Source organism: Streptomyces sp. NBC_00341 (assembly GCF_041435055.1).
Lineage (GTDB): Bacteria > Actinomycetota > Actinomycetes > Streptomycetales > Streptomycetaceae > Streptomyces.
The window spans coordinates 2,607,772-2,627,889 of sequence record NZ_CP108002.1 but is presented as its reverse complement, the minus strand read 5'-3'; the positions used below and the strand labels follow the sequence as shown (position 1 = coordinate 2,627,889).

The following is a 20,118-nucleotide window of genomic DNA, read 5'->3' as shown; positions in this document are numbered from 1 at the left end:
TCCTGTCTGTCCTGTGTCGAGCCGTGCCGAAGTGTCCCCCCTGTGACTTGACGACAGAACGGCCCAAAGGGTTCTCCGCCGACGGCCGTCGGTAGCATCGGCCGATGCTGCTCCCACGACTGATCGCCTCGGATCTCGACGGCACACTGCTGCGCAACGACGGCACGCTCTCACCCCGCACCCTGCGCGCCCTGCGCGCGGCCGAGGGTGCCGGGGCGGAGATCGTCATCGTCACCGCCCGCCCGCCCCGGTTCGTCGACCGGCTCGCGGAGGTCACCGGCCTCGTCGGTACGGCGGTGTGCAGCAACGGCGCCATGGTGTACGACATCGCCACCCGCACCGTCGTCTCCTCCCGCCTCCTGTCCCTGGTCACCGCCCGGCGGGTGGTCACCGCACTGGCCGCCGCGCTGCCCGAGGTGGGCTTCGCCCTGGAGACCGGCAACCAGGTGCTGTACGAACCGGCCTTCCGGATGCGGTTCGCCGAGGACGGCGCCGAGATACCCGTACCCTCCCTCGCCGACCTGTGGCTCACCGAGGCCCCCGTCACCAAGCTGCTCGCCTGGTCGGACCGGCTCGACGCGGACACCCTGCTGGCGGCGGCCCGGCCCGGCGCCGGCAGCGACGTACAGCTGACCCACTCGGGCGGGCACGGGCTGCTGGAGATCAGCGCGCGGGGCGTCACCAAGGCCGGCACCCTGGCGATGCTGTGCGCCGGACGGGGCATCGAAGCGGCCGAGGTCATCGCCTTCGGTGACATGCCCAACGACCTCACCGTCCTCGACTGGGCCGGCACCGGCTACGCCATGGCCAACGCCCACCCGGCCGTGCTGGCCGCCGTACCGGTGCACACCGTCAGCAACGAGGAGGACGGCGTCGCCCACGTCATCGAACGGCTGCTGGCCGAAGCCGCGACCGGCGCCTTCCACGGAGCGGAGGACGCCGACGCCGCGGCCGACGCCGTCTGACAGCGGCCCCGGCCGTGCGGTGAGACGCCGGAAAACACCCGTGACCGGCACGCAACGACGCGGCAACCTGCGCCCGGCACCATCGGCTCATGACGGAGCCGGCACCCGAACGCCCTGAGGAACCCCTGCCCCTCGACAGCACGTCGCAACTGCTGAGCCGCATCACCGCACAGCTCGACACCCAGCTCAGCCTCGTCTCCCTGAACGGAACCCGACGGCCCATGCACCGCACCCGGCACCAGCCCGCACCGGGCGGCGCGAACCCACTGATCCCGCCCGCCCCCGCCCTGGTCGCCGTCGCGCACGGCAGCCGGGACCCGCAGGCGCTGCACACGGTGACCCGGCTGCTCGACCGGGTGCGGGAGCTGCGGCCGGGCCTCGACGTCCGGCTCGGGCACATCGAGCTCAACGCACCCCTCCTACCGGAGACCCTGGAGGCACTGGGTGAAGGCGAGGCAGTCCTGGTGCCGCTGCTGCTGGGGCGCGGGTACCACGTCAAGCAGGACATCCCGGAAGCCGTCGCCGGCGCCCCGGCCCTGCGCACCAGGACCGCCGCACCGCTCGGGCCGCACCCGTTGCTGGTCGAGGCGCTGCACGGCCGGCTCACCGAGGCGGGGTGGCGGCCCGGGGACGACGGGAGCCGCAACAGCGCGGTGGTCCTCGCCGCCGCCGGTTCGCGCGATCCCGAATCGGCCGCCGACACCCGCCGCACCGCGCACCTGCTCAGCGAACGGCTCGGCGGGGTGCCCGTCGTTCCGGCGTACGCCTCCGCCGCGACGCCCGGCGTCCCGGCCGCCCTGCGCGCGCTGGCCGCCCGGGGCCGCCGGCGGGTCGCCGTCGCCGGGTACTTCACCGCCCCCGGACGCTTCGCCTCGGCCGCGTCCCGGGACGCGCCGTGGATCGCCGCCGCCCCGCTCGGCGCGCACCCGGCGATGGCCCGGCTGCTGCTGCACCGCTACGACCAGGCACGGGCGGCCGGAGTCCCGGCAGACGAAACTCCGATGAACATACATTTCCTGGCATCCGCCTGAGCCCTCCTGTCGGCCCGGCCGATTAATGTCGTCGCCATGGACGGCACGCACGGCACGCACGGCACGGACCACTCCCGGCGCACGACCCACCCGCACGGCACGCACGCATCGGACACGGCGCCCTACGGCGCCGCCGACGCCGAGCGCTGGGACACCGAGGAGGACAAGAGGCCCGGCCGCACCGCCTTCCAGCGCGACCGCGCCCGGGTGCTCCACTCCGCCGCGCTGCGCAGGCTCGCCGGGAAGACCCAGGTGGTCACCCCCGGCACCCGCAGCTTCGCCTGGGACGCCAGCCCCCGCACCCGGCTCACCCACTCCCTGGAGTGCGCCCAGGTCGGCCGCGAACTCGGCGCCGCACTCGGCTGCGACCCCGACCTGGTCGAGACGGCCTGCCTCTCCCACGACATGGGCCACCCGCCCTTCGGCCACAACGGTGAGCAGGCGCTCAACGACTTCGCCTCCGACTGCGGCGGATTCGAGGGGAACGCCCAGTCGCTGCGGCTGCTGACCCGGCTCGAACCGAAGCGGTTCGTGCCCGACCCGCGTACCGGCGAGCTGGTCAGCGTCGGGCTCAACCTGACCCGCGCCGCCCTCGACGCCGCCACCAAATACCCCTGGCCCCGGGGCGCCCACCCCACCGACCCCGGCTCACCGAAGTTCGGCGTGTACGAGGACGACCTGCCGGTCTTCGACTGGTTCCGCCAGGGCGCCCCGCAGGACCGCAAGTGCTTCGAGGCCCAGGTGATGGACTGGTCCGACGACGTGGCGTACTCCGTCCACGACTTCGAGGACGGCCTGCACGCCGGCCACATCGACCCCAACTGCCTGGACGCCGAGCCGGAACGCCAGGAGATCTGGCGGGTCGCCATCGGACGGTACGTCCCCGCGGACACCGACCCGCAGGAGCTGTCCGACGCGCTGGACCGGCTCATGGGCCAGGACTGGTGGCCGCACGGCTACGACGGCTCCGCCGTCGCCCAGGCCCGGCTGAAGGACGCCACGAGCCAGCTGATCGGCCGGTTCTGCCTCGCCGCGGAGACCGGCACCCGCAAGGCGTACGGCACCGGCCGGCTCGGCAGATACGGCGCCGAGCTCGTCGTGCCCCGCGAGGCCCGCAACGAATGCGCGGTGCTCAAGGCGGTCGCCGACCGCTACGTCATGCAGCGCGCCGAACAGGAGGCGATCCGCGCCGACCAGCGGATCGTCATCGCGGAACTGGCCGCGGCCCTGACCGCCCGCGCGCCCGAGGGCCTTGAGCCCCAGCTGCGCGCACTGTACGAGGCCGCGCCCGACGACCGCGCCCGCAAGCGCGTCCTGGTCGACCAGATCGCCGCCCTGACCGACGCGTCGGCCCGTACCCTGCACCAGTCGCTCGGCGCGCCCGGCCGATGACCCCGCACCGCACCCCTCCCGCGCGGCTGCGCCGCCGACGATGTGACAGATGGTGTGCTGGGGGGCGGGTACCGCGCAGCCCGCTGCGTACCTGCCACCCTGTTCCCCGTGGTGCGGCACCGGTCCGCGGACCGGCCCATGACCACTGGGTGTGACCTGATCGGGTCACACCCTCTTTCGCCATCACGCTGCGTGCGGGACGCTCGCAGTTGGCGCCGCGCAGCAAGCACCGAGGAGGCATCAAGTGGTCGACGCACATCGGACGTTCGTCATTGTCGGCGGAGGGCTGGCCGGAGCGAAGGCGGCGGAGACGCTCCGCTCGGCTGGATTCAGCGGCCGGGTCATCCTGATCGGTGATGAGCGCGACCATCCCTACGAACGCCCGCCGCTCTCCAAGGGGTACCTGGCCGGCAAGGAGGAACGCGACAGCGTCTTCGTCCACGAGACGGCCTGGTACGCGGGGGCCGACATCGAGCTCCACCTCGGCCAGCCCGTCACCGTACTGAACCGCGACGCCCGCTCCGTGGAGCTCGGCGACGGCACCGTCATCCACTACGACAAGCTGCTCCTGGCCACCGGCGCAGAGCCGCGCCGCCTCGACATCCCCGGCACGGACCTGGCGGGCGTCCACCACCTGCGCCGCCTCGCCCACTCCGACCGGCTGCGCAACGTACTGGCCGCGCTCGGCCGCGACAACGGCCACCTGGTGATCGCCGGAGCCGGCTGGATCGGCCTGGAGGTCGCGGCGGCGGCCCGCGGATACGGCGCCGAGGTCACCGTCGTCGAACCGGAGGCGACCCCCCTGCTGAAGGTCATCGGCCCCGAGCTGGGCCAGCTCTTCACCGACCTGCACAGCGACCACGGCGTCCGCTTCCACTTCGGCGGCCGGCTCACCGAGATCGTCGGCCAGGACGGCATGGTGCTCGCGGTCCGCACCGACGACGGCGAGGAGCACCCCGCCCACGACGTCCTCGCCGCGATCGGAGCCGCCCCGCGCTCCGCCCTCGCGGAGGCCGCCGGACTCGACATCGCCCCGCGCGCCCAGGGCGGCGGCATCGCCGTGGACGCCTCGCTGCGCACCAGCGACCCGCACATCTACGCCGCCGGTGACGTCGCCAACGTCGACCACCCGGGGCTCGGCGCCCGGCTGCGGGTGGAGCACTGGGCCAACGCGCTGAACAGCGGTCCGGCGGCGGCCCGCGCCATGCTCGGCCAGGAGGTCTCCTACGACCGGGTGCCGTACTTCTTCTCCGACCAGTACGACCTCGGCCTGGAGTACTCGGGCTGGGCCCCGCCCGGCAGCTACGACCAGGTGGTGATCCGCGGCGACGCGGGCAAGCGCGAGTTCATCGCGTTCTGGCTGAAGGACGGCAAGGTGCTCGCCGGGATGAACGTGAACGTGTGGGACGTCACCGACACCGTGCAGGAGCTGATCAAGGCCGGTCAGCCGGTCGACCCGGACGCGCTGGCCGATCCGTCGGTGCCGCTGGAGTCACTGATCTGATCGTGCGGGTGCGGCTTGTTCGTGGGGGTGCGCCTGCCCCGGTGGGCGGGGGGTGGTGCCCCTCCGGGGCGTCTCCTCGGAAATGGCGTGTTCACCCGGGTACGTGAGGGACCCGGGTCGTACGCCATTTCCTGCGGGGACTCCCCTGCACGTCCCCACCCCAGCGCCAGTCGCGTCTGCACACCGGCGATACGACTGTCGCAGACGCGCGACGGCAGGGTTCGGGGGCGTGCAGGGGAGTCCCCGCAGAACGACGAACACAGACCCGGGTACGCAATGCGGACCCCCCGCACGTTCGTCGTTCGAGGAGACGCCCCGGAGGGACCCCGAACCCCCACCCACCGGGAAAGCGGCCCCGCACACGCGGAGCACCCGCACCACCAAGCCCGTCCGGCGTTTGAGGACGGAACCCCGCGCCCCGGACAAGGGCAACCGACAACCCCGCGCGCCCGCCCGGCCGAGGGCTGTCGTATCCCACCCGTAGACTTCACTCGTGGCAGGCAGGATCAATGACGACGACGTGAAGGCGGTACGGGACGCGGTCCCGATCGACGCCGTCGTTTCCGAGTACCTCCAGCTGCGCAACGCGGGCGGTGGAAACCTCAAGGGCCTGTGCCCCTTCCACGACGAGAAGTCCCCCTCCTTCCAGGTCAGTCCCAGCAAGGGTCTCTTCCACTGCTTCGGCTGCCAGGAGGGCGGCGACACGATCGCCTTCGTGATGAAGATCGATCACCTCCAGTTCTCCGAGGTGGTCGAGCGGCTCGCCGCCAAGGCCGGCATCACCCTGCGGTACGAGGAGGGCGGGTACAACCCCTCCCACCAGCGCGGCGAGCGGATCAGGCTGGTCGAGGCGCACAAGGCGGCCGCCCAGTTCTACGTCGAGCAGCTGGACGGCCCCGAGGCCGAGATCGGCCGCAAGTTCCTCGCCGAGCGCGGCTTCGACCAGGCCGCCGCCGCCCACTTCGGCGTCGGCTACAGCCCGGCCGGCTGGGACCACCTCACCCGCTACCTGCGCGGCAAGGGCTTCAGCGACAAGGAGCTGATCGCCTCCGGCATCTCCCAGGACGGCAGGCGCGGCCCCATCGACCGCTTCCGCGGCCGGCTGATGTGGCCGATCAGCGACACCGCGGGAGACATCGTCGGCTTCGGCGCCCGCAAACTGCGCGACGACGACAACGGCCCGAAGTACCTCAACACCCCAGAGACCGCGATCTACAAGAAGTCCCAGGTGCTGTACGGCATCGACCTGGCCAAGAAGGACATCGCGAAGGCCAGCCGGGCCGTCGTCGTCGAGGGCTACACCGACGTGATGGCCTGCCACCTCGCCGGGATCACCACCGCCATCGCCACCTGCGGCACCGCGTTCGGCGGCGACCACATCAAGATCCTGCGCCGCCTCCTGATGGACAACGGCAGCGCCCGGGTGATCTTCACCTTCGACGGCGACGCGGCGGGCCAGAAGGCCGCCCTGCGCGCCTTCGAGGACGACCAGAAGTTCGCCGCCGAGACCTACATCGCGATCGCCCCGGACAACATGGACCCCTGCGATCTGCGCCTCGCCAAGGGTGACGAGGCCGTCCGCGACCTGGTGGAGCCCCGCACCCCGCTCTTCGAGTTCGCGCTCCGCCAGATCGTCGGCCGCTACGACCTGGAGACCCCGGCCGGCCGCGCCGCCGCGCTCGACGAGGCCGCCCCCGTCGTCGCCAAGATCAAGACGGGCAGCGTGCAGCGCGAGGTCGCCGTCCAGCTGGCCGGCTTCGTCGGCATCCTGGACCAGGAGTACGTCGTGCACCGGGTCAACCAGCTCGCCCAGTGGGCCCGGAGCCGGGGCGGCGACCAGCGCGGACCCGCGCGCCCCGCCTCTCGCGCCGGAGCCCAGCACCAGCAGAACCAGCCCCCCGCCGGACCCTCGGGCCCCTCCGGCCCCGCGCTCAACCTCCGCAGTCCGGCCCACCGCACCGAGCGCGAGCTGCTCAAGCTCGCCCTGCAGAAGCCCGCCCTGGTCTCCCCGGCCTTCGATGCCTACGGGGTGGACGAGTTCACCGCCCCGCCGTACGCCGCGGTCCGCCAGTGCATCGCGGAGGCGGGCGGCGCCGAGCTGGGCGTCCCCGAGACCCGCGAGTACCTCGTCCAGGTGCTCGACGCGACGCCCAACGAAACGGTGCGCAAGCTGGTCACCGAGCTGGCGGTCGAGGTCTTCCACGGCAAGTCCATCGACGAGGCCTACGCGGGCGAACACCTGGTCAAGGTCCGGCTGCGGGCCGTCGACCGCCGGATCGACGACGTCCAGGGCAGCCTTGCCCGGCTCGGCAGCAATGTCGCCCCGGACCACCTGGCCGCCGCGCAGAACGAGGTCTGGGTCCTCCAGCAGTACGCCCAGTCCCTGCGCAACAGCGGAGCCGACGCGCTCTGACCGCGCCGCGAGCGCCCCGGGTGACCCCTCGGTAACCGCTCGGTCTCAGAAAGTCCCCGCACGCCCCTCGTGGCAGCTGCGTGTCGTACCCCACACTGGGTGGCGGTGCCTGAGTCATCGGAGCGCGGCCGGCCCACCGACCGGTGGTCCTCCATCCCCGCGGTCCGGCAGCGATCACCTGGAGGTCGCCCCCGTGCAGACCCGGACCGTGAGCAAGACCGAGCATGTCGCGGCCATTCCCGCGCAGCACCGGGCCGTACGTCATCCGGAGGCCGCGGCGGACCCGCCGCGACCCGGCCCCTCCGACGCGGCCGGTTCACCCGAGGCGGTCATGGAGGAGTCGGCGGAGCTGCCCGAGCCCCCGGCGCCGCGTGGCCGGCCGGACACCGGCGGGCCGTCCTCCGACCTGTTCCGGCAGTACCTGCGGGAGATCGGCCGCATCCCGCTGCTCACCGCCGCCGACGAGGTGGAGCTCGCCCGCAGCGTCGAGGCCGGGCTGTTCGCGGAGGAGCGCCTCGCCCGCACCCCGGACCCCGACACCCGCCTCGCCGTGGACCTGGACCGCCTCGTCGTCATGGGGCGGATGGCCAAACGCCGCCTCATCGAGGCCAACCTGCGTCTTGTCGTCTCCGTGGCCAAGCGCTTCGTCGGGCGCGGACTGACCATGCTCGACCTGGTCCAGGAGGGAAACCTCGGACTGATCCGGGCCGTCGAGAAGTTCGACTACGCCCGCGGCTACAAGTTCTCGACGTACGCGACCTGGTGGATCCGCCAAGCCATGTCCCGCGCGCTGGCCGACCAGGCGCGCACCATAAGGGTCCCGGTCCACGTCGTCGAACTGATCAACCGCGTCGTACGGGTGCAGCGCCGGATGCTCCAGGAACGGGGCTACGAACCGACGCACGAGGAGGTCGCCGCCCAGCTCGACCTGACCCCCGAGCGGGTGGGCGAGGTGCTGCGGCTGGCCCAGGAACCCGTCTCCCTGCACGCCCCGGTCGGGGAGGAGGACGACGTCTCGCTGGGCGATCTGATCGAGGACGGCGACGCCGCGTCCCCCGTCGAGTCCGCCGCGTTCCTGCTGCTGCGCGAACACCTGGAAGTGGTGCTCTCCACGCTCAACGAGCGCGAGCGGAAGGTGGTCCAGCTGCGGTACGGGCTGGCAGACGGCCGGCCCCGCACGCTTGAGGAGATCGGCCGGATCTTCGGCGTGACCCGCGAACGCATCCGCCAGATCGAGTCCAAGACCCTCAACAAGCTCCGGGACCACGCCTTCGCCGACCAGCTCCGCGGCTACCTCGACTGACGCGCGCACGCGCACGCGCGCCTACGGGCCGGGGCAGCCGCAGAGCGGCTCGGGCTAGTCGACCTCGGCGACCGCCTGCGCGAACTGCGCCGCGTACAGCCGCGCGTACGCGCCGTCCGCCGCCAGCAGCTCGTCGTGCGTGCCCTGCTCGACGATCGAGCCGTTCTCCATCACGAGGATGACGTCGGCGTCCCGGATGGTGGAGAGCCGGTGCGCGATCACGAAGCTCGTACGGCCGTGCGCGAGCCGCGCCATCGCCTTCTGGATCAGCACCTCGGTACGGGTGTCGACGGAGCTGGTCGCCTCGTCCAGCACGAGTATCACCGGGTCGGACAGGAACGCCCGCGCGATGGTGATCAGCTGCTTCTCACCCGCGCTGACGCCGGTGCCCTCGTCGTCGATCACCGTGTCGTAGCCGTCCGGCAGGGTGCGGATGAAGCGGTCGGCGTGGGCCGCCCGCGCCGCCTCCTCGATCTCCTCCCGGCCGACCTCGCCCGAGGCGCCGTACGCGATGTTCTCCGCGATGGTCCCGCCGAACAGCCAGGTGTCCTGGAGGACCATGCCGATTCCGGACCGCAGGTCGTCGCGCGACATCGTCGCGACGTCCACCCCGTCCAGGGCGATCCGGCCGCCGGTCACCTCGTAGAACCGCATCAGCAGGTTGACCAGCGTCGTCTTGCCCGCACCGGTCGGTCCGACGATCGCGACCGTGTGACCCGGCTCGACACTCAGCGACAGGTCCTCGATGAGCGGCTTCTCCGGGTCGTAGCGGAACGAGACGTTCTCCAGCGAGACGCTGCCGCGCAGCTCCTCCGGGTGCGCGCCCTCGCCCTTCGCGGGGTCGGCGTCCTGCTCCTCCGCGTCCAGCAGCTCGAAGATCCGCTCGGCCGAGGCCACCCCGGACTGCAGCAGGTTCGCCATCGAGGCGACCTGGGTCAGCGGCATGGAGAACTGCCGGGAGTACTGGATGAAGGCCTGCACGTCACCGATCGACAGCGCGCCCGAGGCGACCCGCAGCCCGCCGATGACGGCGATCAGCACGTAGTTCAGGTTCGACACGAACATCATCAGCGGCTGCATGATCCCGCTGTTGAACTGCGCCTTGAACCCGGCCTCGTACAGCGCGTCGTTCTGCTCGGCGAAGTCCCGCGCGGACTCCTCCTGCCGGCCGAAGACCTTCACCAGGTTGTGCCCGGTGTACATCTCCTCGATGTGGGCGTTGAGCTTGCCCGTGACCTTCCACTGCTGGACGAACTGCGGCTGCGAGCGCTTGCCCACCTTGGTCGCCACGACCACCGACAGCGGCACCGTCACCAGCGCGACGAGCGCCAGCAGCGGGGAGATCCAGAACATCATGATCAGCACGCCGATGATGGTCAGCACCGAGTTGATGAGCTGGCCCATCGTCTGCTGCATCGTCTGCGAGATGTTGTCGATGTCGTTCGTCGCCCGGCTGAGCACCTCGCCGCGCTTCTGCTGGTCGAAGTAGGACAGCGGCAGCCGCGACAGCTTCGTCTGGATGTCCTCGCGCATCTGGAACACGACCCGGTTGATCACCCGGATCGACAGCCGCGTCGACACCAGCATCAGCAGCCCGGCACCGACGTACGTGATCAGCGCGGCCAGCAGCACATGGCCGATCGCGTCGAAGTCCATGCCCTTGCCCGGGGTGAAGTCCACCTTGGAGAGCATGTCGGCGAGGCCGCTGTTGGTCTTGTGCAGTCCCGCGAGGGCCTGCTCCTTGCTCGTCCCCTCCGGCATCTGCCGGCCGATGACCCCGGCGAACACCAGGTCGGTGGCCTTGCCGAGGATCTTCGGGCCGACCACGGAGAGCGCCACGCTCAGCGCACCGGCCGCCAGCATCACGTACAGCGTGGCCCGCTCCGGGGCGAAGCGCTTCAGCAACCGCTTCGTCGAGCCCTTGAAGTCCGTGGACCGCTGGGTCGGTGCCCCGCCGGCCATCATGCGTCCGCCAGGCCCAGCCATTACGCGGCCTCCGCTTCCGTCAGCTGGGAGAGAACGATCTCCCGGTATGTTTCATTGCCTTCCATCAGCTCGTGATGGCTGCCGGAGCCGACCACCCGGCCCTCGTCCATCACCAGGATCCGGTCGGCGTCGCGGATGGTGGACACCCGCTGCGCGACGATCACCACGGTCGCGGCCGAGGTCTCCCGCAGCAGCGCCGCGCGCAGCGCGGCGTCCGTGGCGTAGTCCAGCGCGGAGAACGAGTCGTCGAAGAGGTAGATCTCCGGCTGCTGGACCAGCGTCCGGGCGATCGAGAGCCGCTGCCGCTGCCCGCCGGAGACATTGGTGCCGCCCTGCGCGATAGGCGCGTTCAGACCGTGCTCCAGGCCCTCGACGAACTCCTTGGCCTGGGCGACCTCCAGCGCGTGCCACAGCTCCTCGTCGGTCGCGTCCGGGTTCCCGTACCGCAGGTTGGTCGCGACCGTTCCGGAGAACAGGTACGGCTTCTGCGGGACCAGGCTCACGGTCTTCGCCAGCAGTGCCGGCGCCAGCGTCCGTACGTCCGTCCCGTCGACGAGCACCTGGCCGTCCGTCACATCGAACAGCCGGGGTACGAGACCGAGCAGCGTCGACTTGCCGCTGCCCGTCGACCCGATGATCGCGGTCGTCTCGCCGGGCCGGGCCACCAGGTCCACGGACCGCAGCACCGACGCCTCGGCACCGGGGTAGCGGAAGTCGGCGCCGCGGATCTCCAGATGCCCGTGGGCGCGCAGTTCGGTCACCGGCTCGACCGGCGGCACCACGCTGGAATCGGTCTCCAGGACCTCCTGGACGCGCTCGGCGCACACCTCGGCGCGCGGCACCATCATGAACATGAAGGTGGCCATCATCACCGACATGACGATCTGCATCAGGTACGAGAGGAACGCGGTCAGCGCGCCGATCTGCATCCCGCCGCTGTCGATCCGGTGCGCACCGAACCAGACGACGGCGATCGACGAGACGTTCACGACCGTCATCACGGTCGGGAACATCAGTGCCATCAGCCGGCCCGTGGACAGCGCCACATCGGTCAGCTCGGTGTTGGCGCCCCGGAAACGCTTCTCCTCGTAGTCGTCGCGGACGAAGGCGCGGATGACACGGTTGCCGGTGATCTGCTCGCGCAGCACCCGGTTCACCGTGTCGAGCCGCTCCTGCATCGTCCGGAACAGCGGACGCATCCGCTTCACGATCAGGCTCACCGCGATCCCGAGGACCGGCACCACCGCGAGGAGCACCGCGGACAGCGGGACGTCCTGGCCGAGCGCCATGATGATGCCGCCGACACACATGATCGGCGCCGAGACCATCAGCGTGAACGTCATCAGGATCAGCATCTGGATCTGCTGGACGTCATTGGTCGTACGGGTGATCAGCGAAGGCGCGCCGAACCGGCCGAGCTCACGCGCGGAGAACGACTGCACCCGGTCGAAGACCGACGCCCGGACATCGCGGCCGAGCGCGGACGCGGTACGGGCGCCGATGTAGACGGCCCCGATGTTGCAGACCACCTGGGCGATGCTGACGACGATCATGGCGCCGCCGTACTGCAGGATGTAACCCGTGTCGCCCTTGACGACACCGTTGTCAATGATGTCGGCGTTCAGGGTGGGCAGATAGAGGGCGGCGGAGGTCTGGAGCAGCTGGAAGACGACCAGCAGCGCGATCGGCTTCTTGTACGGACCGAGATAGGTCCGCAGGAGTTTTATGAGCACGCGTGTCTCTCGGAGTCGGCATAGGTCGGGAGTCGACCCATTTTCCGGCACCGCACACCGCGACCGCGAACGTTTTTATTCAAGTCCAGGTCAAAAAACAGACCCGGTCCATAATTCTTACGTCGAACGTTCTTCCGGGACTCCGCCGGGTCACCGAAGGTAGCCCCCTCAGTGCGCGGCGTCGAACGCCCCGGGGTGGATCTGGTCCCGCGTCGCCACGTACTGCTGGCGCACCGCCTTGCCGACCGGCAGCTCCTCACCGGGATCCAGCACCTGCGCCGCCGCGTCCTGCCAGACCGGGGGAGTGCGCGGGTCGAGCGTCCCCTGCGAGACCCCGAGCGCCCAGGCCGCCTGCCGGGCCGCACCCAGCGCCGCGTACTGCGCCGGCTCCGGCACGACCACCTGCGTCCCCAGGAGCATCGGCGCGAGCGCCCGGACGGCCGGCAGCTCGGCCGCCGCGCCCAGCAGGAACACCCGTCGCACCTCGACCCCGCGGTCGCGCAGCACGTTCAGCGCGTCGGCCAGCGAGCAGAGCATCCCCTCGAACGCGGCCCGCGCGAGGTGCTCCGGCTTCATCGACTCGCGCCGCAGCCCGCTCAGCGTCCCCGCGGTGTGCGGCAGGTGCGGAGTCCGCTCACCCTCCAGATACGGCAGGAGCACCAGCCCGGAGGCGCCCGGCGTCGACTTCAGCGCCAGCGCCGACAACTCCTCGAGCCCCTCCACGTCCAGCATCTCGGCGGTCCCGCGCAGCGCGCGTACCGCGTTCGACGTGTGCACCACCGGCAGGTGCATCCCGGTGGCGTCCGCGAACGAGGTGATCATCCCGGTCGGATCGGCCAGCGCCTCGTGGTGCACCGCCATCACCGAGCCGGAGGCCCCCAGCGACACGACGGCGTCACCGACCCCGACCCCCAGCCCGAACGCCGCCGCCATCGTCTCGCCGGTACCCGCCGAGATCAGCAGCCCCTCCGGCGTCGTCCCGGCCGCTTCGCACGGCCCGAGCACCTCTGGCAGCGCCGCCTGCCGGCCGAGCGCCAGCTCGACCAGATCCGGCCGGTAGGACTCACTGCCCGCCGACCAGTAACCGGTCCCGGAAGCCGCGCCCCGGTCGGTGGTCCGCCGCGCCGGGCGGCCCAGCAACTGCCAGACCAGCCAGTCGTGCGGCTGGAGCACGGCGGCGACCCGCTGCGCCATCTCCGGCTCGGTCCGCGCCAGCCAGCGCAGCTTCGACACCGGCTGCGCGGCCTGCGGCACCGCCCCGACCGCCTCGGCCCAGGCCTGCCGCCCGCCCAGCCCGTCGACCAGATCGGCCGCGGCGACCTGCGCCCGCTTGTCGTTGCCGAGCAGCGCGGGACGTACGAGATTGCCCTGCCGGTCCAGCGGGACGAGCCCGTGCTGCTGCGCGGACACGCCGATGGCCTGCACACCTTCGAGCAGCCCGCCGGTGGCCGCCTCACCGAGTGAGAGCAGCCACGCCTGCGGGTCGACCTCGGTGGCCTTCGCCTCCACGGGGTGTGCGGCGTACCCCTGGCGCAGTACGGCACCCGTGTCCGTATCGCAGACCACGATGTGCGTGAAGGCGGAAGAACTGTCCAAGCCGGCGACTATGCCCATACACAGATTCTGCCGCACCGCCGGAGCATTCCTGCACGGCGGTGCGGCAGATGTGAGAGACGAGGCCTCAGGTGCCGGCCTCGGGTGCCGGTCTCAGGGGCCGGTCTCAGGTGTTGGTCGTACCCCAGTCGTCCTCACCGTTCGCCCCGCGCCCGCGCAGCGAACGCACCCGGTCCGCCACAGAGGCCGGCACCTTGTCGCCGACCTTCTCGCCCACCGCGTGGGCCGCCTTCCCGGCGAACTCACGGCCGCTCTGGGCCGCCGATTCGCAGGTGTTGCGCACGGCCGGGTTCTGGGCGAACTGGCGTGCGGACTTCTTCAGCTGCTCGTAACGCTCCCGCCCGGCGCGCGTGCCGAGCACGTAACCGAGGGCCACTCCGGCGATGAACGTGAGCCGGTACCGCATGGCTGCCACCCTTCCTTCACTCCGTGCGACGTGTGCTGCTCGCCTACCCGCGGGCGTCGGAGATCACCCCGGCCGATACCGATTGGCAAAGCACCCCCCTGCTTGCGCTAATGTATGTGTCGCAGCGAACGTCCGCCGCCCGGCATCCGCCAGGCAGGTGCCGTCCGAGGCAACGCAGCAATCCCCTGTAGCTCAATTGGCAGAGCAGCCGGCTGTTAACCGGCAGGTTACTGGTTCGAGTCCAGTCGGGGGAGCGCGATCCCCTGTAGCTCAATTGGCAGAGCATTCGGCTGTTAACCGGAGGGTTACTGGTTCGAGTCCAGTCGGGGGAGCGGAACGGAAGAGGGCCCTGCGGGGTCCTTTTTCGTGTGCCCGAATCCGGTCCCCCGGCGGTCCGGATCCGTGGTGCACGTGGGGCCGGCGTGACTCTTTCGCGTCAACTTCACGTCACCCGGAACCGGGCAGCGAGCAGCGCGGTCTTCATGGTCACGAGTACCCGGGCACCCGGAGCGAGAGATCGTATGACCGGCTATGCTGCGGCAGACGGCGCGTACACATGTACGCGCCACGCCGAAATGGGGCGGTAGCTCAGCCGGTTAGAGCAGCGGACTCATAATCCGTCGGCCGTGGGTTCGAGTCCCACCCGCCCCACTGCGAGTCGCAGGTGAAGAAACGATCTCACCTGCGGCTTTGGCGTTTCCGGGGTCTGTCGCCCCATCAGGCGAGCCGAGGCCAAGCCGTTGGCTGGGAACCACTGGAGAACGCGGGTCGGCCGTCTCGGGCTGATCGCGGCGACGCCAGCGACCGTGGAGCCGAACGGAGACGCCGATTCCTCTGGGACCGCGGACCGACTACTTGCCCCGGGGCAAGTGCTTCGCTGACGGTGAGCCGCCCCGGCCGCCCTCCGATCCGGCCATGACTTACCTCTCGCGTAGTGCGTTGCTGGCTGCGGTCAGCCGTGGAGCGGGCAGCGCGAAGTGGTTCTCGGGGTTGCGGAAGCTGTGCGAGCCGTCGGAGATCCAGGTGCCATCGGCTTCGCGCCAGCTTGCCGGATTCCATTGGCCTTGATTTTCGAGGAGTACGCGAGCGACCTCGGCAGGGTCCTCGACGATCGTGAGTTCCGCCAGTGCTGAGGCGAGGCGGGGTGCCGCGGCTTCAGATACGTCGGCATCCCCAAGCATGGGGAAGAGGAGCAGCAGGCGGGTGTTGGGGTCGGTGACCCCGGATGCAGCGTCCTGGTCGGTCGAGGCTTCGAGCTCACGCCAGGACAGGCCGGGGCCCATGAAGTGGCCGTCGTCGGTGGCGAGGGTGACGGCTTCCGTCCAGTCAGGGTGGGAGAGCAGGTAGTCGACGCCGTGGTCGCCTTCCAGGTTGCGATAGACGACGTGCAGCGCGTACCCGGAGTGCAGGTGCACGGTGAACGTCGGCCACTCGTCGGGGGACGAGAGGGTCTTGTACAGCTCTTGAGCGTCGTCCCAGTCCGCGCCGAAGGCGACGGCCTGTGCTTCCTCGCCCCACAGGCTTGAGCCGAGGTGGCATGGCCAGAAGAGAGGCAGGCCGAGGAACCTCGAACCGTCCACCAGCGGACCGTCTTCGTAACCTGCGATCTCCAGCATTGGCAGATGATCGCATAGCGGGATGCCGCGGCCTCAGGGGTGGCCGAGCGGCGCCGCATCATGGCTGCTCAGCGATGGTGCGACCTGAGAACGGATTGGGAACCCGATTGATGAACCGTCGGGCAGGGGCGGTACCGCACGGGTCCCCCGTGCGCCCGTCTCCGTGGCCGCATCAAAAGGGCGACGCGGTATTCCTCGAACCTGACGAGGCCGGCCCTGCCGGGTGTTCGGACTGATGTTCCGGCGCAGGTGTGGTGAGGCGGTCCTCCAGGACTCGGCCGTCCCGCATGCTCACGACGCGCCCGCAGCGCGCGGCGATGCTCATGTCGTGGGTGGCCAGGACCAGGGTGGTGCCCTGTTCGGTGTTGAGGCGCAGGAGCAGCTCGATGATCTCCGTGCCCGTGGCGGAGTCGAGGTTGCCGGTGGGTTCGTCGGCCAGCAGCAGGGCCGGCTGGTTGATCAGGGCGCGGGCGATGGCCACGCGTTGCTGCTGGCCGCCCGAGAGCTGTGACGGCAGCCGGTCCTCACGGCCTGCGAGGCCGACGGCGGCGAGGAGTTCGCCGGCCCTTCCCAGTGCGGACGCGCGGCTGCGGTAGGGCAGTACGGGGGCGACCACGTTGTCCCGGGCAGTGAGCGCGGGCAGGAGGTGGAAGCGCTGGAAGACGAAGCCGATGCCGGCCCTGTAGCGGGTGAGTTCGGCCCGTCCGGATGCCGTGATCTCGGTACCGCCGACCGTGATGCTCCCGCCATCGGCGGCTTCGATCGCGCCGAGCAGGTGCAGGAGCGTTGACTTGCCCGACCCGCTCGGACCGATGAGCGCCACACTGCTGCCCGCCTCCAGGGTGAGCGAGACGCGATCGACGGCGGTGACCGGGTCGGCCGTGCCGGATCCGAATACCTTCACGACGGACTCGGCGGTGATCACGGCTCCCGGGGCGCTCGTGGCTGCCGGGGGAGTGGTCCGGGTCTTCGGGATGCGGAATCTCACTGCAGTTCTCCTCGGTGGCTCCGTGGTTCCGTGGCTGGTTCCCGGTGTCCGGCCGCCCGCCCGCCGGGGTGGCGGAGCTGATCGCGTTCTCCCGGGGCGCGGCCGACGTCGGGGCCCGGCGTGCCTCGGCTCCGTGCGGGTGACCGCGTCACTCCTCCTCCGCCAGCGTCTGCGCTGTCGAACCCGTGCGGAGTGTTCGCGCGGGCAGCGCCGCACAGGCGACGGTGGTCAGGACCGCCGCACCGGCCACGGCTGCGGCGACCCGTCCGAGTACCGGGCTGTACCCGCCGGTGAGCGCCGAGCAGGCGCAGAGCGCGAGTCCGGCGCCGAGCACCGCCCCGGCGGTGGCTGTGAGAGCCGCCTCGCTGAGCACCAGCCGGGTGAGGGAGCTGTCCGGCCAGCCGGTGGCCCGCAGCAGGGCGTACTCGGCCGCGCGATCATGGATGTTGGTATAGATGACGTCGGCCACGCTCGCGGCGCCGAGGAAGGCCGTGATCGCGGCGGCGACGTAGTCGGTCGTGCGCACCTGGACCGTGACGGCGTTCCCGAGCAGGGAGCCGGCGACTTCCCCCTCGAACGCGGCGCCGATCCCGATCAGGATCACCAGCGCCGCCACCCCGCCGGCCAGCGCCATCGCGCCGAGCGCCGTCCGCCCGGGTACCCGGCGTACGTTGGCCCAGGCGAGGCTCGAGACGCCGGTGACCTTCGTACGGTGGGCGCGCGCGCTCACCGAGGGGCGTATCGCCTCACCGGGGTGGGAGCGCGCGGACTGCAGGGCCGGCCACAGCGAGGCCAGAGCGGCCAGTCCCACCGCCGCCGGAATCGCGAGGAGCGCCCGCGCCCACCGCACCTCCACCCCTGCCAGGGCCCCCGCCGGAACGGCCAGCAGGGCTCCGGCCAGCCCGGCGACCGCGCCGATCGTGACCACCTCGGCCAGGATCAGCGCGAACAGCTTTCGGGCCGGCCAGCCCACACAGGCGAGCACCCCCAGCTCGGTGCGGCGTGACCGCACCGCCGCGGACGTGGCCCCCGTGACGAACAGCGCGCATACCGCGAGGACCAGCAGGAACAGGATGAAGGACTTGCGGTCCACCGCGTCGGCGATCGCGGTGGCCACCCCCTTGCGGGACCACATCTGGCGAAGGGTCAGCGCAGGGCGTCCGAACTCGCCTGCCGGGTTGACGACGTCGACGGCGGTCGGCGAGGAGCCCATGGTGATGTCCACGTCCAGCCCGGTGCGGGTCCGGATCTGTTCCGCGGCCAGCCGTACCCGTTCGCGGGAGAGGGCATCGGTGCCGAGGGCGCCGTCGAGCCTGACGCGGATCACGCTGATCGGCTTGGCGGCGTTGACACCCCCCTGGCGGTTGATCCCGCTGAACTGCCCGGGGTCGTGGAAGAGCGGCAGGGAGGAGAGCGTGGTGATCATGGAGGGGGCGACCGACAGGAGACCCGCGACGTTGCCGTTGGGCAGCAGCGACTTGCCCTTGAGCGCCGCCTTGGAGGCCGCGTCGGCGCCTTCGGCCTGCGGAGGGAAGAACGTCTCCAGCGGCACCGCACCGAGGTGGCTCTGCCCGGCCGTGAGCCTGTCGGGATCGAAACGGCCGATCGGCTTGATCAGGGGCATGGGCTCATCGGTGGTGTTGCTGCCCACGTACATGTGTGAGACATGCTGGTCCAGCGACCGCACGGCCGTGTCCCCGAGATCGGATCCGTCGCCCAGCTCGCCTTCCCCCAGGTCCGGTTCCGGCATGGGGCCCTGTTGGACGGAGCGGGCGGCCAACTGACCGCCGGACGGACCGTATGTGACCGGGGAGGCGCTGAGGAAGTAGCTCAGGTTGCTCCACGCGAACGGTTCTCCCGGCGACGGGTCCTCCTGGCCGAGACCGCGGCTCATGGCCTCGTACGCGGCGTCGGAGGTGAACTCCACGCTGTGGCTGCGCAGGGCGGGAGCGCCGGGCAGCGACCGGGCCAGGGTGCCCGAGTTCTCTCCCGAGGAGATGTGTCCGGCCGCCTCGGGGGAGAGTTCCTCGACCTCGACACGCAGCTTCTCCTCGACCGGGGACCGGTCGGCCAGCAGCACCGGGATGTCCGCGAACCGCGAACCGTCGCGCTCGACGACCGCCGTCTTCTGGTCCGGTGCGAAGTACGAGCCCTCCAGGACCGCCTTGTCCAGGCCCACCAGGCGCGCCTCCTGGACCGGATCCACCGCCGCCACCAGATACGGGAAGCGCCACGTGACGTAGCCGATGCCGGCCGGGGGGTCGATGCCCGTCCCGGTGGCCTTCGGACTGGCCGCGCCGGGCTGGTTGACGTTGTTGCGCGAGTGGGTGGACCCGCAGGTCGGAACCAGGCCCTCGGCCCGATTGGTCTTCGGGTCGTTCCCCGTCGCCACGCTGCAGACCTGTCGCCGTTCCCCGTCCGCGCCGACCAGATCGATCTGCCCGCTCAGCTCCGCGCCCTTCCCGCTTCCGCCCTGTCCGCTCTTCGGGTGATCGAGCCGCTGCGGCGTCACGTAGAGGTACGAGCTCTCGGCCGGGACCGTCGTGAGGCCCCGCTCGGAGATGAGCTCCGGCTTCAGACGCCAGAGCTGGGCCTTCCCGCCCGGCCGGACGAACTTCGATACGTCGACCGGCAGATGGACGGCCGACGGCATGTAGCCGACGACGGCGACGGGCGCCGCTGCCTGAACCCCGGGAACCTTCAGGATCCGCTGCCACTGCTCCTCGCCGATGCCTCCCTGGAGGTCGCTCAGCGCCGTGGCCGAAACCAGCTTCTGCTGTGTTTCGAGCCGGGACCGCGCTCCGGGTGGCCGCACCAACAGGTCGTACGCGCCACGGGAGTTGGCTGCCACCGTGCCCCGGACCTCAAGGCGCTGACGGCCCGAGGTCGCGGTCAGCACGGTGAAGGAGGTGACTGCCACAACCAGTGCGACGAGCAGTGCCACCGCCCGCCCGGACCGGAATCCGATCTGTGCCCTGACCGTGCGCCACACGAGCTCCCCCTGGCTGGATCGCCGGCCGCGCCCCCGATGTCGCGTCCGTCGCAGGGCCGAAGCCGGGCAGTCGCTTGTGCCTGACGGGAGGAGATGCTCACACCGGGAGTCCGGGAGCGTCAATACGATGCACGCACCTACTCGGATCAACGTGTCTGGTATGTGCGTCAGATGA

General features: G+C 71.0%; 13 protein-coding genes and 3 tRNA genes. 9 read left to right on the top strand and 7 right to left on the bottom strand.

Annotated features, from left to right (window positions below):
• Window positions 1–119 precede the first annotated feature (119 nt).
• The 6 genes from OG892_RS11750 to OG892_RS11725 all read left to right on the top strand — a co-directional run bounded on the left by OG892_RS11750 (window position 120) and on the right by OG892_RS11725 (window position 8,608).
• On the top strand, window positions 120–965 hold the full coding sequence (locus OG892_RS11750) for a Cof-type HAD-IIB family hydrolase (protein WP_371631620.1): 846 nt from the start codon (window positions 120–122) through the stop codon (window positions 963–965).
• 89 nt (window positions 966–1,054) lie between these two features.
• Window positions 1,055–1,996 (top strand): sirohydrochlorin chelatase, encoded by a 942-nt coding sequence (locus OG892_RS11745; RefSeq protein WP_371629091.1) that lies wholly within the window; start codon window positions 1,055–1,057, stop codon window positions 1,994–1,996.
• 36 nt (window positions 1,997–2,032) lie between these two features.
• Complete coding sequence (locus OG892_RS11740) at window positions 2,033–3,388, top strand: deoxyguanosinetriphosphate triphosphohydrolase (protein WP_327336761.1); 1,356 nt, start codon at window positions 2,033–2,035, stop codon at window positions 3,386–3,388.
• A 244-nt stretch (window positions 3,389–3,632) separates the two neighbouring features.
• A complete protein-coding gene (locus OG892_RS11735; RefSeq protein ID WP_073735928.1) occupies window positions 3,633–4,892 on the top strand; it encodes an NAD(P)/FAD-dependent oxidoreductase in 1,260 nt (419 codons plus the stop codon).
• A gap of 493 nt (window positions 4,893–5,385) precedes the next feature.
• A complete protein-coding gene (gene dnaG, locus OG892_RS11730) occupies window positions 5,386–7,305 on the top strand; it encodes a DNA primase (protein WP_073735927.1) in 1,920 nt (639 codons plus the stop codon).
• A 109-nt stretch (window positions 7,306–7,414) separates the two neighbouring features.
• On the top strand, window positions 7,415–8,608 hold the full coding sequence (locus OG892_RS11725; protein WP_371631619.1) for an RNA polymerase sigma factor: 1,194 nt from the start codon (window positions 7,415–7,417) through the stop codon (window positions 8,606–8,608).
• A gap of 54 nt (window positions 8,609–8,662) precedes the next feature.
• Here OG892_RS11725 and OG892_RS11720 read toward each other — a convergent pair whose 3' ends face one another.
• The 4 genes from OG892_RS11720 to OG892_RS11705 all read right to left on the bottom strand — a co-directional run bounded on the left by OG892_RS11720 (window position 8,663) and on the right by OG892_RS11705 (window position 14,347).
• Window positions 8,663–10,594: an ABC transporter ATP-binding protein gene (locus OG892_RS11720; RefSeq protein WP_073735925.1), complete on the bottom strand. Its 1,932-nt coding sequence runs from the start codon at window positions 10,592–10,594 to the stop codon at window positions 8,663–8,665.
• Complete coding sequence (locus OG892_RS11715; RefSeq protein ID WP_371629090.1) at window positions 10,594–12,327, bottom strand: ABC transporter ATP-binding protein; 1,734 nt, start codon at window positions 12,325–12,327, stop codon at window positions 10,594–10,596. The genes OG892_RS11720 and OG892_RS11715 overlap by 1 nt, the downstream gene beginning before the upstream one ends.
• A gap of 168 nt (window positions 12,328–12,495) precedes the next feature.
• Window positions 12,496–13,941 carry an FGGY family carbohydrate kinase gene (locus OG892_RS11710; protein ID WP_371629089.1) on the bottom strand — a complete coding sequence of 482 codons (1,446 nt, stop codon included), beginning with the start codon at window positions 13,939–13,941 and terminating at the stop codon, window positions 12,496–12,498.
• 106 nt (window positions 13,942–14,047) lie between these two features.
• Window positions 14,048–14,347, bottom strand: coding sequence for a hypothetical protein (locus OG892_RS11705; protein ID WP_073735922.1), 300 nt, complete (start codon window positions 14,345–14,347; stop codon window positions 14,048–14,050).
• Between the two features lie 181 nt (window positions 14,348–14,528).
• Here OG892_RS11705 and OG892_RS11700 point away from each other — a divergent pair.
• The 3 genes from OG892_RS11700 to OG892_RS11690 all read left to right on the top strand — a co-directional run bounded on the left by OG892_RS11700 (window position 14,529) and on the right by OG892_RS11690 (window position 14,998).
• A tRNA-Asn gene (locus tag OG892_RS11700) sits at window positions 14,529–14,601 on the top strand.
• 5 nt (window positions 14,602–14,606) lie between these two features.
• Window positions 14,607–14,679, top strand: a tRNA-Asn gene (locus tag OG892_RS11695).
• 245 nt (window positions 14,680–14,924) lie between these two features.
• A tRNA-Ile gene (locus OG892_RS11690) sits at window positions 14,925–14,998 on the top strand.
• Between the two features lie 269 nt (window positions 14,999–15,267).
• On the opposite strand, the gene OG892_RS11685 is transcribed toward OG892_RS11690, so the two are convergent.
• The 3 genes from OG892_RS11685 to OG892_RS11675 form a co-directional block, all read right to left on the bottom strand.
• Window positions 15,268–15,963 (bottom strand): hypothetical protein, encoded by a 696-nt coding sequence (locus OG892_RS11685; RefSeq protein WP_371629088.1) that lies wholly within the window; start codon window positions 15,961–15,963, stop codon window positions 15,268–15,270.
• Between the two features lie 172 nt (window positions 15,964–16,135).
• Complete coding sequence (locus OG892_RS11680; RefSeq protein WP_371629087.1) at window positions 16,136–16,951, bottom strand: ABC transporter ATP-binding protein; 816 nt, start codon at window positions 16,949–16,951, stop codon at window positions 16,136–16,138.
• Window positions 16,952–17,099: 148 nt separating this feature from the next.
• Complete coding sequence (locus OG892_RS11675) at window positions 17,100–19,943, bottom strand: FtsX-like permease family protein (RefSeq protein WP_371629086.1); 2,844 nt, start codon at window positions 19,941–19,943, stop codon at window positions 17,100–17,102.
• Window positions 19,944–20,118 lie beyond the last annotated feature (175 nt).